Raw genomic sequence first — 14,456 nt, 5'->3', positions numbered from 1 at the left:
TTATTAACCTTTAAGCTGAGCCAGGGCGCGGTAGTCCGCTCCCAGCGTGGCCTGTAGAACCTCTTTCGGATAATCGTCGGTCACGACCGCTTCGCCCATCCGGCGCAGCAGCACCAGGCGCAGACGACCGTCGATCACTTTTTTGTCGATTGCCATGTGTTGCAGAAAATCCGCTTCGCGCATTTCTTCAGGCGGAATCACCGGCAGACCGGCGCGCTGGAACAGACGAATGCCGCGATCGCGCTCCTGCTCGCTGATCCAGCCAAGCCGCGCGGACATCTCCAGCGCCATTACGGTGCCAGCCGCGACCGCTTCACCATGCAGCCACACACCATAGCCCATATGAGTCTCGATGGCGTGCCCGAAGGTATGGCCGAGGTTGAGCGTGGCGCGCACGCCAGTTTCCTTTTCATCGGCGCCGACTACCGCAGCCTTGGCCGCGCAGGAGCGTTCGATAGCGTAGGTCAGGGCTTTCTGGTCCAGCGCGCGCAGGGCGTCGACGTTGTCTTCGAGCCAGGTCAGGAACGGCTCATCGCAGATCAGACCGTATTTGATGACTTCGGCCAGACCTGCGGAAAGCTCGCGCGCTGGCAGGGTTTTCAGCGACGCGGTATCGATCAGCACCACGTTCGGCTGATAGAACGCGCCGACCATGTTCTTGCCCAGCGGATGGTTGATGCCGGTCTTGCCGCCCACCGACGAATCGACCTGGGACAACAGCGTGGTCGGAATCTGAATGAAGTCGACGCCGCGCTGATAGCAGGCTGCGGCGAAACCGGCCATGTCGCCGATCACACCGCCGCCCAGAGCGATGACGGTGGTGCGGCGGTCATGCCGAGCGGTCAGCAGACCGTCGAAGATCAACTGCAGGGTTTCCCAGTTCTTGAACGCTTCGCCGTCCGGCAGCACCACGGAAATCACCGAGTACTGCGCCAGGCTGCGGGTCAGACGTTCGAGATAGAGCGGCGCAACGGTCTCATTGGAGATGATTGCCACTTGCCGCCCGTGGATGTGGGGCGCCAGCAGTTCGGGCTGGTCCAGCAGACCTTCGCCAATATGAATCGGGTAGCTGCGCTCGCCCAGGTCGACCTTGAGTGTCTGCATGTGTCCCCACAGTGAAGATGGAAGCAGGCGTCCTGCCCTGAATTATTGGTTATCTGCGGCCTGTAGCGGGTGTGACGCCGCTTGCCGGTCATCCGCCACACCTCGGCAGGCTGTGACAGGACGCCGAGGATAGCGCATTTCGCGCGCGGCTTTAACGGGGCGGAAGCTGGGCCAGACGGTCGAGAATATCGAGCACCACCATGCGCGGCGGCCGTTCGTCGGTTTCCACCACCAGATCGGCAATTTCCCGATAAAGCGGATCGCGGATCGCCAACAGGTCACGCAGGGTTTTCGCCGGATCGGCGGTGCGCAGCAACGGCCGGTTGCGGTCGCGCGAGGTGCGGCCGACCTGCTGTTCGACGGACGCGTGCAGGTACACCACTCGCCCGCCCTCGAACAGGGCCTTGCGATTGGCGTCGCGCATCACCGCGCCACCGCCGGTCGCCAGCACCACGCCGTCGAACGCGCACAGCTCGGCAATCATCGCCTGCTCACGGTCGCGAAAGCCGGGCTCGCCTTCCTTGTCGAAGATCCATGGGATATTGGCACCCGTGCGCAGCTCAATTTCCTTGTCGGAATCCTTGAACGGCAGGCGCAGCTCTTTGGCCAGCAATCGGCCGATGGTGCTTTTGCCAGCACCCATCGGTCCTACAAGTATCAAATTTCGCACAGAATCAACGACTCACAGCAATCGCCTGGTTATTCATGATACGCGGAGTGAGAAATACCAGCAGCTCGGATTTTTTCTCCGAAACCACATCACGCCGGAAAAGGCGGCCAAGATACGGCACATCGCCAAGAAATGGCACCTTATCTACAACCTTGCTCTGAGTATTTGAAAAAACACCGCCAATCACGATGGTTTCGCCGTCGTTGACCAGCACCTTGGCGTTGACCTCGTTTTTCTTGATCGGCGGCACATCCTGCACTTTGTTCAGGTAATCCGGCTCATCCTTGGTGACCTTGACCTCCATGATGATGCGGTTGTCCGGGGTGATCTGCGGCGTGACCTCCAGCGACAGCGAGGCCTCCTTGAACGACACCGAAGTCGCGCCACTGGAGCTGGCTTCCTGATAGGGAATTTCCGTGCCTTTGAGGATCTTCGCGGTTTCCTTGTCAGAGGTGACCACTTTCGGTTGCGAGACGATTTCGCCGTTGCCGGTCTTCTCCATCGCCGTCAGCTCAAGGTCAAGCAGCACGTTGTCGGTGATGAAGGCGATGCCGATCCCGGAAGTATTGTTGACAGTGCCCATGTCGACGAACGGCGAGTTGGTGCTGGTGCTCCCCGGCGTGCCGATGGTGGAAGATGAACCGTTGACCCCGGACGCGTTCCAGTTGCCCTTGTTCTGCACTGAACCGCCCCAGCGCACGCCCAGACTCTTGTCGTAATCGACGTTGGCCTCGACGATGCGCGCCTCGATCATCACCTGACGCACCGGAATATCCAGTTGCGCCACGATCCGCCGCAGTTCGTCGAGGCGATCCTGGGTCTGGTAGGCAATGATATTGTTGGTCCGCTCATCCACGGTGATCGAACCGCGCTCATCGATTTTCGCTTCGGCGCTGGTCACCGACTGGAACAGCTTGGCGATGTCCGCCGCCTTCGCATAATTCACCTGCAACAGTTCACGACGCAGCGGCGCCAGCTCGGCAATCTGCTTCTGCGACTCGAGTTCCTGGCGTTCGCGGGCAGCGATCTCATCGGCCGGCGCGACCAGCAGCACATTGCCGATCTTGCGTTTATCCAGCCCCTTGGTTTTCAGCACCAGATCCAGCGCCTGATCCCACGGTACGTTTTGCAGGCGCAAGGTGATGCCGCCCTGCACCGTATCGCTGGCCACCAGATTGAGGTTGGTGAAGTCGGCGATCAGTTGCAGCACCGAGCGCACATCGATGTCCTGGAAATTCAGCGAGAGTTTTTCGCCAATGTAGGCCTGACGTTCGGCGTTGCGCTTTTGCAGGTCATCGACACTCATCGGGCGGACGCTGACGGTCAGTTTGTTGTCGGTCTGAAAGGTCGAATAGTCGTAGGTGCCGCTGGGCTCGACGGTGATCACCGTGCGATCACCACTGACGGCGGCATTGACGAATTGCACCGGGGTGGCGAAATCCTTGACGTCAAGGCGCACCCGCAGCTTCTCCGGCAGCTGTGTGCGGGCGAAGCTGAGGATGATTTTGCCGTCGTGCTCCTGGATATCCGGGGCGATGGTCGGGTCGGACAGATCAATGACGACGTTGCCCTCGCCCTCGGTGCCGCGCTGGAAATCGACGCCACGAATGCCGCGGTTTTTTGGTACGAATGGCTTGGCCGCTGGCGCAGCTGCCGTGCTCACACGCGGCGCAACCGCGGCGGGGCGCGAGGCAGGCGCCGGTGCACCCTGGCCGACCACCACGAACAGAGTATTGCCCTCGATGCGCGTGGTGTAAGGCGCAAGCTGGGTGAGGCTGACGATCAGCCGCGTGCGGTCCTTGGCCTCGACCACCGTGGCGGTACGCGCATTGCCGCTGCCCAGATCCAGATTCTTGTTGCTCAATTGACTGGCGACACCGGGCAGATCCACCGCGATGCGCGCCGGTGATTCCGTGGTATAGCCCTTGGGCGCCGGTGGCGGGCCATCGAACGACAGCTTCAGTTCGACGCGGTCACCCGGCAGCGCCGCGACATCCAGCGCTTTCAGGTTGGCCGCGTTTACCATCGGCGACATCAGCGCTATCCATAGCGAAAAACCGAGGGTGGAGAAAATCCTGTTCATTGTTCGACTTCCACTATGAGTGCTCTTTCAAAGGAATGGTGCGCGGCCGCTCGAGCCAGGCGCCCTGCCCGTCGGGCACGATTTCGACGACGTCGACCTGTGTCGCGCTGATGGCGACGATGCGCCCGTCGTTGCGCCCCAGGTAATCGCCGACTTTCAACCGATGCACCCCGCCCGCCCCGCGCAGCAGCGCGAACGAGCCCGAAGCATTGGCAATCGTGCCGACCATCTCGAACTGCTCGATGTTGAAACCTTCCAGGTATTGCTTGACCCGGTTGGGGTCGGGCTTGACGTTGCGCGAGCCGTGTTTGCGCCCGGCCAGATCAACCCGCACCTGAGGTGAAAACGGACTGCGCAGGTTGGCCGCGCTGTAAGTGAATGTCGGGTAAGACCGGAATGTCGGCGTTGGTTCAATCTTGCCGGCCGGCCGCAGGCGCACTTCATTCATGTAGGCGTCGAGATCACTGAAGTCGTCGCCGCCGCCACACCCGCCCAAAGCGAGCAGCGTCATCGCCCACGCCATGTAACGAATCGGGGTCATTTCTGCAGCCCCTTGTCGTTATAGCGGTACGTCTTGGCGAGGATGCTCATGCGCAGCTTAGGCCCGCCTTCCTTGTTGGCGGGTGCGAGGTCGAAATCGTGAAGGGTAACGATGCGCGGCAATCCGGCTACACCGCTGACGAACGTGGCGAGGTCGTGGTAAGCGCCGGTAACGGTGATCTGGATCGGCAGCTCGATGTAGAAAGGCTGGGTGACTTCCGGCAGCAACTTGATCTCTTCGAATTCCAGGCCGCTACCCAGGCCAGTGCGGGTGATGTCTTCGAGCAGGCCCGGCACTTCGGTGTCGCTGGGCAACTGCCGCAACAACTCGCCGAAGGTATTTTCCATCTCCTTCATCTGCTGGGTGTACAGCTCGAGATTGGCCGACAGGCGCGCCTTGCTGGCGAACTGTTCCTTGAGCGTCAGCTCCTCCTCCCGCTTGAGGTCGTGTTGATTCTCCAGGTCGCTGAGAAAAAAGTTATAGCCCAGCGCCAATACCAGCACCATCAACAGCGCGCCGGCAATGAACTTCACCGCCGCCGGCCAGGAACCGATGTTGCTGGTGTCGAGGTCGTTGAAATCGACGCTGCGCAGGCTTTCCAGCCATTCGGACGGCTTCATTGGTCGTCCTCGGCAGTCTTGGGCCGGGTCTGGCGCACGGTCAGCTCAAAGGTGTTGGCCTGATCGACTTGTCCGGCAGTAGTGGCTTTGACTTCGTTGAGGCTCGGCGCATCGAACCAGTCCGATGCTTCCAAGTTGCGCATCAGGTCGGAAACGCGATTGTTGGATTGCGCAGCGCCGCTGATCGACAGGGCTTTGCCAGCCATTTTCACTTCGGTGAAATACACACCGTCCGGCAGCGTGCGCGCCAACTGGTCGAAGATTCGCCCGCTGATCTGCCGGTTGCCCTGCAAGTCCTGGATGATGCGCATGCGCTCGACCAACTGCTGGCGGCGTGCCTTGAGTTCGCTGATCTGCTTGATCCGCTCGTCGACCACGGCGATCTGCTTGCTGATGTAGTCATTGCGCGCCACTTGCCGGTCGATGGCGGCACTGATGATCTGATCGGCAATCAGCACCGCACCGATCGAACCGACGAGCACGCCGGTCAATGCCAGCAGAAAGCGTTTGCGCCGTTCCTCGCGACGCTCTTCGCGCCAGGGTAAAAGGTTGATCCGCGCCATCAGTCGAAACTCCTGAGCGCGAGCCCGCAGGCGATCATCAATGCCGGCGCATCGCTGGCCAGCGCACCGGCATTGACCTTGCTGCTCAAAGACATATCGGCAAACGGGTTGGCCACTTGCGTTGGCGTGTTCAGGCGCTGTTCGATCAAGCGATCCAGGCCCGGCACCGAGGCCGTGCCACCCGCCAGCAGAATGTGATCGACGGCGTTGTATTGCCCGGACGCGAAGAAGAACTGCAACGAGCGTGACACCTGCTGCACCAGCGCCTCGCGAAACGGCTGCAGGACTTCACTGACGTAATCGTCAGGCAGACCGCCCTGTTTTTTCGCCAGCCCGGCCTGCTCGACGGTCAGGCCGTAACGCCGCTGAATTTCCTCGGTCAATTGCCGACCGCCGAACAATTGCTCGCGGGTGTAGATGATTTTGCCGTTGTGCAGGACGCTGAGGGTGGTCATCGTCGCGCCGATGTCGACCACGGCCACGGTCAGGCGCTCCTGGGATGCCGCCAGTTGCGTCGCCAGCAAAGCGTATGAGCGTTCCAGCGCGTAAGCCTCGACGTCCACCACCCGAGCCGTCAGCCCGGCCAGGGCCAACGCTGCCTCGCGCACTTCGACGTTTTCCTTGCGACAGGCCGCCAGCAGGACATTGACTCGCTCGGGATTGCGCGGCGACACGCCCTGGACTTCGAAATCGATGGCGACTTCGTCCAGCGGGTAGGGAATATATTGGTCGGCCTCGATCTTCAGCTGGTTTTCCAGCTCGTCGTCGGAAAGCCCGGCGTCCATTTCGATAACCTTGGTGATCACCGCCGAGCCGGCCACCGCCACCGCCACGCCCTTGAGCCCGGTGCGCGCCTTGCTCAGCACGCGACTGAGGGCCTGGCCGACGCCTTCGAGTTCGGCGATGTTCTTTTCGACCACCGCATTGGCCGGCAAGGGCTCGACGGCATAGGCCTCGACCCGGTAGCGCTCGCCCTGACGGCTCAATTCCAGCAGCTTCACTGACGTGGAGCTGATGTCGATCCCCAGTAATGTATTGGCTTTTTTATTGAAGAGTCCCAGCACTACCAATTCCCTATGACTTTCCGTGAGTTACGGACTCTGTAATACGCATTGCGTTCCTTCACCCCGTCTTGACAGAAGCGCAAATGACGCCCCCTGCGGAAAAGTGCTTATAATGCCCAGCGTTTTTTTCCGCTTTTTACTGCCCGCGCGGGCCGTTCTGTGTGTTACCGGAACCCCGTCGCCAAATTCATTCTTTGCTCTGGATGTCCAAAAGCCTTGATTCGTCTGCTGAAATTTTTCGGTTGGTCCATCGTCGCCGTTTTCTGCGGACTGCTATTAGGTCTCAGCGGCGCGTTTCTTTACCTTAGTCCGGGTTTGCCGTCTGTGGAGGCTCTGCGAAGCATTCAGTTGCAGATTCCGCTTCGCGTCTACAGCAGCGATGACAAGTTGATCGCAGAGTTTGGCGAAATGCGCCGCACACCGATCCGTTTCGCCGACATTCCGCCCAATTTCATTAATGCGTTACTAAGTGCTGAAGACGACAATTTCGCCAACCACTACGGCGTCGATCCGAGCAGCCTGATGCGCGCCGCAACGCAACTGGTCAAAAGCGGGCACATCCAGTCTGGCGGCAGCACCATCACCATGCAGGTGGCGAAGAACTTCTTCCTCACCAGCGAACGCAGCTTCTCGCGTAAAACCACGGAAATTCTTCTGGCCCTGCAGATCGAACGGCAGCTGACCAAGGACGAGATCCTCGAGCTGTACGTCAACAAGATCTATCTGGGCAACCGCGCCTATGGCATCGAGGCGGCGGCTCAGGTGTATTACGGCAAATCGATTCGCGACGTCAGCCTGGCGCAGATGGCGATGATCGCCGGCCTGCCGAAAGCCCCGTCGCGCTTCAACCCTCTGGCCAACCCGGCGCGCAGCAAAGAGCGCCGCGACTGGATCCTGGGGCGCATGTACAAGCTCGGCAAGATCACCGAGGCCGATTACACCGCTGCGATCAACGAGCCGCTGAATGCCAGCTACCACGTACCGACCCCGGAAGTGAACGCGCCGTACATTGCTGAAATGGCCCGCGCCGAAATGGTTGGCCGCTACGGCAGCGACGCCTACACCGAGGGTTTCCGCGTCACTACCACGGTGCCGAGCAACCTGCAGGAAATGGCCAACACCGCGCTGCACGAAGGTTTGATGACCTACGACCAGCGCCACGGCTACCGCGGCCCCGAGTCGCGTCTGCCGGGCAAGACCCGCGAAGCCTGGGCCAGCGAACTGACCAAGCAACGCACCATCAGCAGTCTGGAACCGGCGATCGTCATCCAGGTCGACAAGAACGGCCTGCAAGTGCTGACCCGTACCGGCGAAGAACATGTCGCCTGGGACACCATGAAATGGGCGCGGCCGTTCCTCAATACCAACAGCATGGGCGCCAATCCGCGTCAGCCGGCGGATGTCGCGCAGGTTGGCGATCTGATTCGCGTGCAGCGCCAGAAAGACAATTCGCTGAAGTTCAGCCAGATCCCGCAGGCGCAAGGCGCTTTGGTGTCGCTGGATCCGCAGAATGGCGCGATCCGTTCGCTGGTCGGTGGTTTCGCGTTCGAGCAGAGCAACTACAACCGCGCCATGCAGGCCAAGCGTCAGCCGGGTTCGAGCTTCAAACCGTTCGTCTACAGCGCCGCACTGGACAGTGGCTACACCGCTGCAACCCTGGTCAACGATGCGCCGATCGTGTTCGTCGACGAGTACCTGGACAAGGTCTGGCGTCCGAAGAACGATACCAACACCTTCCTCGGTCCGATCCGTCTGCGCGAGGCGCTGTACAAGTCGCGTAACCTGGTGTCGATCCGCCTGCTGCAGGCGATGGGCGTGGGTAAAACCATCGATTACATCACCCGCTTCGGCTTCAACAAGCAGGACCTGCCGCCTAACCTGTCGCTGGCACTGGGTACCGCAACCCTGACGCCGATGGAGATTGCCACCGGCTGGAGTACCTTCGCCAACGGCGGTTACAAGATCACCCCGTACATCATCGACAAGATCGAAAGCCGCAACGGTGACACGCTGTTCGTGGCCAACCCGCCGACTGTTCCGCAAGGTGGCTCGGCGACGGACGGTATCGCCGCGCCGGCCACCGAGTCGTTCACAGTCAATGCCGCACCGGCTCCCGGCGAAGCGCCAGGCAATCAGGCAGTGCCCCAAGCGCCAGCCGTGGCCGAGCGGATTGTTGATGGTCGTACTACCTACATCCTCAACAGCATGCTGCAGGACGTGATCAAGCTCGGCACCGGCCGCCGCGCCCTCGCCATGGGCCGTAGCGACATCGCTGGCAAGACCGGTACCACCAACGAATCGAAAGATGCGTGGTTTTCCGGTTACAACGCCGATTACGTGACCACGGTGTGGACCGGTTTCGACCAGCCGGAAAGCCTCGGCCGCCGCGAGTTCGGCGGCACTGTGGCGCTGCCGATCTGGATGAATTACATGTCGGCCGCACTGAAGGACAAGCCACCGCATGTCCAGCCAGAACCGGAAGGCATCCTCAGCCTGCGCGTGGACCCGGTCAGTGGCCGTGCAGCGTCGCCGAGCACACCGGGCGCGTACTTCGAGCTGTTCAAGGCTGAGGACTCCCCACCGTCGATGAATGAGCTGGGCAACGGCGTCGTACCGGGCAGCCCGCTACCGGCGGATGAACAGGCGCCGATCGACTTGTTCTAGAGGGGCAGCTGCAAGGGGCAAGCTACAAGCTGCAAGTAAAAGCGGGGAATTGCGTACTGCTTGTAGCTTGTAGCTTGTAGCTTGTAGCCCATAAAAAAACCCAGCACCAGGCTGGGTTTTTTTATGGGCGACTGCTTTTAACCGTTGAACACGTCATCCACGCTTTTCAACGGGTAGTTCTTCGGATACGGCAGGGTGGCCACACCGGTCTCGATCGCCGCTTTGGCCACAGCGTCGGAGATCAGGGTGATCAGGCGCTTGTCCATTGGCTTCGGAATGATGTACTCACGGCCGAATTCCAGCGGAGCGCCACCGTAGGCATCGCAGACGTCCTGTGGCACTGGCAGCTTGGCCAGTTCGCGCAGGGCATTGGCGGCAGCGACTTTCATCTCTTCATTGATGCGCTTGGCGCGAACGTCCAGGGCACCGCGGAAGATGAACGGGAAGCCCAGCACGTTGTTGACCTGGTTCGGGTAGTCCGAACGGCCGGTGGCCATGATCACGTCGCTACGGGTGGCGTGAGCCAGTTCCGGGGAGATTTCCGGATCCGGGTTGGAGCAGGCGAACACGATCGGGTTCGCTGCCATCGACAGCAGGCCTTCAGCGCTCAGCAGGTTCGGGCCGGACAGACCGACGAACACGTCAGCGCCTGCCAGTGCGTCAGCCAGGCTGCGCTTCTCGGTGGCGTGAGCGAACACGGCTTTGTACTGGTTCAGGTCGTCACGGCCGGAGTGAATCACGCCAGTACGGTCAACCATGAAGATGTTTTCGATGCGTGCGCCCATGCTCACCAGCAATTTCATGCAGGAGATGGCCGCAGCGCCGGCGCCCAGGCAGACGATCTTCGCTTCTGGCAGGGTTTTGCCAGCGATTTCCAAGGCGTTGATCATGCCGGCCGCGGTAACGATCGCGGTGCCGTGCTGATCATCGTGGAATACCGGAATGTCGCATTGTTCGATCAGCGCGCGCTCGATCTCAAAGCACTCTGGTGCCTTGATGTCTTCGAGGTTGATGCCGCCGAAGGTGATAGAGATGCGCTTGACCGTGTCAATGAAGGCTTGCGGGCTTTCCGAGTCGACTTCGATGTCGAACACGTCGATACCGGCGAAGCGCTTGAACAGCACGCCCTTGCCTTCCATCACTGGCTTGGAGGCCAATGGGCCGAGGTTGCCCAGGCCGAGAATCGCGGTGCCATCGGAAATCACTGCAACCAGGTTGCCCTTGCCGGTGTACTTGTAGGCCAGTTCGGGATCGCGGGCGATCTCACGCACTGGTTCAGCTACGCCGGGGCTGTACGCCAGCGACAGGTCGCGAGCGGTAGCAGTGGCCTTGGTGAGCTCGACACTCAGCTTCCCCGGACGAGGATTGGCGTGATATTCGAGAGCGGCAGTTTTCAGATCAGACATTTTGGCATTCCGCTTTTTACTGTTGGACAGACTGGTCAGCGAGGATACGCGCCTCGCAAAGTCCCCACAAGACTGGGCAGTCACCACTGTCAAGCGCCCTGCCCTACGACTTTGGGCCAAGAGCCACGGCGCACAAGGGCTTGACTGTTCACAATCGATCCGAAAAATGTCTACAATTTTTTATTCAGCGTGAACCCTGCAGCATCGAAGGGTCGGTCAACGGCAACAACCAGCGCGCCTGCCCCGCCTGCAAGCCGCCGCGCCGCGAGCGATCAACGATCCAGCCGCGCACCTCGATCTGCTGGCCTTTGAGCGCCTGCAAGCGGGCATTGTCGAATTGTCCGACCAGATTGGGCGCAACGCGCAGTACAAGCGCGTCCTGCAACTCGATCCAGATTCCACCGCGATTGCGCTGCACCTTGCTCACCCGACCGCTGACCACGGCGAAGCCGGAACGCTGAATCTGTTGTGCTTTGAGTACCGGCGGTTGCCGCCAGACGCCGCGCCCAGCCTGCCGCGCCGAGGTTTCGGCGGCCTGCTGACAGGCGACCAGATCGACGTTCGGCGCAACGGCCACCTGAAAACCGAGGCCATCGGCAAGCATTTGCGCTTCGAGATTGGCGCCACTGTCGCTGTAGACATGCGCGAGCGTGCGGCCGTAGTGGTCCTTTCCCTGCCGTCCGGGACGCAAGCCGACACGCCCGCCGCTGTCCGCCACCAGCGCTTCGAGGCGTTTGCGCGCGGCCACGGCGAACGGCTCGTCGCTGCGACCCTGCTTGCCCAGCTCCGGCGTGTTGAGGCCGATCATGCGCACGCTGCGGCCATCGCTCAGGCGCAGCGTGTCGCCATCAACTACCCGCTGCACGCTGACGCTGATCAGCCCAGCAGGTGTTGGACAGAACGCCTGGGCGGCGGACAGCCAAATCGCAGACACAAAAAAGGCGCCCGCAAGGGACGCCTTTTTCATCAGTCTGGAGAAGTCGATACGACCTTCCAAAATGATCAGCCTCAGGCTTTTTTGCCAACGCCGAAAGTAGCGAAACGGTCTGCGAACTTCTGCACGCGGCCGCCGGTGTCCAGAGTCTTCTGCTTACCGGTGTAGAACGGGTGGCATTCGTTGCAAACGTCGATCGCCAGGGCTTTGCCGTAGGTCGAACGAGTTTCGAACTTGTTACCGCAGCTGCAGGTAACAGCGATTTCCGGGTAGTTCGGATGGATTTCGGCTTTCATGGTGTCTTCCTCAGGCTAGCGTGCCGCCACCCAACACTATTGTTGAATACCGCACGTAATTAGGCCGCGGATTCTACCAGACCTTTTCAATCGCGCAAGCTGTCACCGAGACCGACCGTCTGCTAGGCTCCCGGCCCAACACGCTATCCACTGTTGGAGTGAGCCTGCTCGCGATAGCGGTATATCAGACAACCTAAATGTTGAATGACAAACCGCTATCGCGAGCAGACTCACTCCTACAGGGTTATGCGCTGAGTCCTACCGCCCTGATAGAGATCCCCCCGCGTGCCCGACGCCATTCTGCGCCTTGCCTTGCCTTCGCCCCTGCGCCGCCTGTTCGATTACCGGGCGCCGGCCGGGGTGCGGCGTGAGCAATTGCAGCCGGGCATGCGCCTGCGGGTGCCGTTCGGGCGGCGCGAGATGATCGGGATTCTGGTCGAGGTCGCGGATACCAGCGAAGTGCCGGTGGAGAAACTCAAACCGGCGCTGGCCCTGCTCGATACCACCGCGCCGCTGCCGCCGGCGCTGTTCAAGCTGTGTCTGTGGACGTCGCAGTACTACCAGCACAGCCTCGGCGACACCTTGAGCTGGGCGTTGCCGGTGCTGCTGCGTCAGGGCGAACTGGCCGAGGCCCGCCAAGAGCGTTTCTGGTCAGCGGCGCCGGGTGCCAGCCTTGATGATCCGCGCATCGCTCGTGCCCCGCGCCAGCGAGAAGCCCTGGCAACGCTGGCCCAGCATCCGCACGGTGTCGCCCATCAGTTGCTGAGCAAACTGATGCTGAGCAAGGACAGCCTCGACCTGCTGCTGGCCAAGGGTCTGGTGCAAGTGGAAATCCGCCGCCACCTCCCCGGCGCGCGCCATGAACACTGGCTGGCGCAACCGGAACTGCCGCTCAACAGCGAACAACGCGCGGCGTATGAAGCCATCCGCGCCGGTTTCGACAGTTATCACGCGTTTTTGCTGGCCGGGGTTACCGGCAGCGGCAAGACCGAAGTCTATTTGCAGCTGATCCGTGAAACCCTCGAGGCCGGCAAACAGGCGCTGGTGCTGGTCCCGGAGATCAACCTCGGCCCGCAGACCCTGGCGCGCTTCGAACAGCGTTTCAATGCACGCATCGCCCTGGTGCACTCGGCGGTCAACGATCGTGAACGCCTCGACGCCTGGCTCGCCGCCCGCGATGGCGAGGCCGACATTATTATCGGCACCCGCTCGGCGCTGTTCACGCCGATGAAAAATCCGGGGCTGATCATCATCGATGAAGAGCACGACGGCTCTTATAAACAGCAGGAAGGCTTGCGTTACCACGCCCGTGATCTGGCGCTGGTGCGAGCACGTCAGGAGAACATCCCGATCGTGCTCGGCTCGGCCACGCCGTCGCTGGAAAGCCTGCACAACGCCTACACCGGGCGTTACGGCCTGTTGCGCCTGAACGAGCGCGCTGGCGGCGCCAAACAGCCGCGCTTTCTGCGCCTGGATGTGAAAAGCCGGCCGCTGGACAGCGGCATTTCCGGACCGATGCAACAAGCCATCGGCCAGACCCTCGCCAACGGCCAGCAGGTGCTGGTGTTCCTTAACCGCCGCGGTTTTGCCCCGACCTTGCTCTGCCACGATTGCGGCTGGATGTCCGAGTGTTCGCGCTGCGATGCGCGAATGACCGTGCACCAGCGCTACGGTGAGTTGCGTTGCCACCATTGCGGCAACGTCGAACGCACCCCGCGCCAGTGCCCGAAGTGCAACAAGGTCGACTTGCGCCCGGTAGGCGCCGGCACCGAACGCGCTGAGGAACGGCTGGCGATTTTGTTCCCGGACTATCCGGTGCTGCGCGTCGATCGCGACAGCACCTCCCGCAAGGACGCGATGAATCAGCTGTTCGCGACGATTCAGAAAGGCCAGCCGTGCATCCTCGTCGGCACGCAGATGTTGGCCAAGGGGCACCATTTTCCGCGGGTGACGCTGGTGTCGATTCTCGACGCTGACGGTGGCCTGTTCTCCGGCGACTTCCGTGCCAGCGAGCGCATGGCGCAGTTGATCGTTCAAGTCGCAGGTCGTGCGGGACGGGCGGAAGAGCCGGGCAAAGTGATCATTCAGACGCACCTGGCCGACCATCCTCTATTGGTGCAACTGACCGAACAGGGTTACTTCGCCTTTGCCGAACAGGCGTTGAGCGAGCGCCGCGGCGCCGGGCTGCCGCCGTTTGCCCATCTGGCGCTGTTGCGCGCCGAAGCGCACAAACCTGGACAGGCTGAAGGGTTTCTTGATGAAGCCTGCAGCGAGGCTGAGCGCTTGCTCGGCGAACTGAATCTGAGCGGCATCGAACTGCTCGGGCCGGTGCCGGCGCCGATGGAACGTCGCGCCGGGCGTTATCGCGCGCAATTGTTGTTGCAGGCAACGGCACGGGCACCGCTGCATCGGTTGCTGGCCAGTTGGTTGCTCGCGCTGGAGCAGATGCCGAGCGGGCGGGCGGTGCGCTGGTCGCTGGATGTCGATCCCGTCGACTTGTACTGATTGATC

Annotated in this window: 12 protein-coding genes; 2 read left to right on the top strand and 10 right to left on the bottom strand. The window is 61.4% G+C overall.

Annotated elements, in window-relative coordinates; genetic code table 11:
• Positions 1–3: 3 nt before the first annotated feature.
• The 7 genes from aroB to BLU52_RS00480 all read right to left on the bottom strand — a co-directional run bounded on the left by aroB (position 4) and on the right by BLU52_RS00480 (position 6,645).
• Complete coding sequence (aroB, locus tag BLU52_RS00510) at positions 4–1,104, bottom strand: 3-dehydroquinate synthase (protein ID WP_090280436.1); 1,101 nt, start codon at positions 1,102–1,104, stop codon at positions 4–6.
• Between the two features lie 151 nt (positions 1,105–1,255).
• Positions 1,256–1,774 (bottom strand): shikimate kinase AroK, encoded by a 519-nt coding sequence (aroK, locus tag BLU52_RS00505; RefSeq protein WP_090280433.1) that lies wholly within the window; start codon positions 1,772–1,774, stop codon positions 1,256–1,258.
• Between the two features lie 4 nt (positions 1,775–1,778).
• Positions 1,779–3,857 (bottom strand): type IV pilus secretin PilQ, encoded by a 2,079-nt coding sequence (pilQ, locus tag BLU52_RS00500; RefSeq protein ID WP_090280430.1) that lies wholly within the window; start codon positions 3,855–3,857, stop codon positions 1,779–1,781.
• 13 nt (positions 3,858–3,870) lie between these two features.
• Positions 3,871–4,398: a pilus assembly protein PilP gene (locus BLU52_RS00495; RefSeq protein ID WP_090280428.1), complete on the bottom strand. Its 528-nt coding sequence runs from the start codon at positions 4,396–4,398 to the stop codon at positions 3,871–3,873.
• Entirely contained in the window at positions 4,395–5,018 is a 624-nt protein-coding gene (pilO, locus tag BLU52_RS00490; RefSeq protein WP_090280425.1) for a type 4a pilus biogenesis protein PilO, read from the bottom strand. The genes BLU52_RS00495 and pilO overlap by 4 nt, the downstream gene beginning before the upstream one ends.
• Positions 5,015–5,581 (bottom strand): PilN domain-containing protein, encoded by a 567-nt coding sequence (locus tag BLU52_RS00485; protein WP_090280422.1) that lies wholly within the window; start codon positions 5,579–5,581, stop codon positions 5,015–5,017. Before BLU52_RS00485 ends, pilO begins: the two co-directional genes overlap by 4 nt.
• Complete coding sequence (locus BLU52_RS00480) at positions 5,581–6,645, bottom strand: pilus assembly protein PilM (RefSeq protein WP_090280418.1); 1,065 nt, start codon at positions 6,643–6,645, stop codon at positions 5,581–5,583. The genes BLU52_RS00485 and BLU52_RS00480 overlap by 1 nt, the downstream gene beginning before the upstream one ends.
• Before the next feature lie 219 nt (positions 6,646–6,864).
• Here BLU52_RS00480 and BLU52_RS00475 point away from each other — a divergent pair, with 219 nt between their 5' ends.
• The gene (locus tag BLU52_RS00475) at positions 6,865–9,309 is read left to right on the top strand and encodes a penicillin-binding protein 1A (RefSeq protein ID WP_408003575.1); all 2,445 of its coding nucleotides are present in this window, start codon (positions 6,865–6,867) and stop codon (positions 9,307–9,309) included.
• A gap of 137 nt (positions 9,310–9,446) precedes the next feature.
• On the opposite strand, the gene BLU52_RS00470 is transcribed toward BLU52_RS00475, so the two are convergent.
• The 3 genes from BLU52_RS00470 to rpmE form a co-directional block, all read right to left on the bottom strand.
• The gene (locus BLU52_RS00470) at positions 9,447–10,715 is read right to left on the bottom strand and encodes a malic enzyme-like NAD(P)-binding protein (RefSeq protein ID WP_090280412.1); all 1,269 of its coding nucleotides are present in this window, start codon (positions 10,713–10,715) and stop codon (positions 9,447–9,449) included.
• A gap of 184 nt (positions 10,716–10,899) precedes the next feature.
• Positions 10,900–11,682, bottom strand: a complete 783-nt coding sequence (locus BLU52_RS00465; protein WP_197677967.1) for a thermonuclease family protein — start codon at positions 11,680–11,682, stop codon at positions 10,900–10,902.
• Between the two features lie 41 nt (positions 11,683–11,723).
• A complete protein-coding gene (gene rpmE / locus BLU52_RS00460; RefSeq protein WP_016772055.1) occupies positions 11,724–11,945 on the bottom strand; it encodes a 50S ribosomal protein L31 in 222 nt (73 codons plus the stop codon).
• A 285-nt stretch (positions 11,946–12,230) separates the two neighbouring features.
• Between rpmE and BLU52_RS00455 the strand changes: the two genes are divergently transcribed.
• The gene (locus BLU52_RS00455) at positions 12,231–14,450 is read left to right on the top strand and encodes a primosomal protein N' (RefSeq protein WP_090280406.1); all 2,220 of its coding nucleotides are present in this window, start codon (positions 12,231–12,233) and stop codon (positions 14,448–14,450) included.
• The last annotated feature ends 6 nt before the right edge of the window (positions 14,451–14,456 follow it).

This window comes from Pseudomonas granadensis (genome assembly GCF_900105485.1).
GTDB classification, from domain to species: domain Bacteria; phylum Pseudomonadota; class Gammaproteobacteria; order Pseudomonadales; family Pseudomonadaceae; genus Aquipseudomonas; species Aquipseudomonas granadensis.
This window is presented reverse-complemented; position numbering and strand designations above follow the sequence as displayed.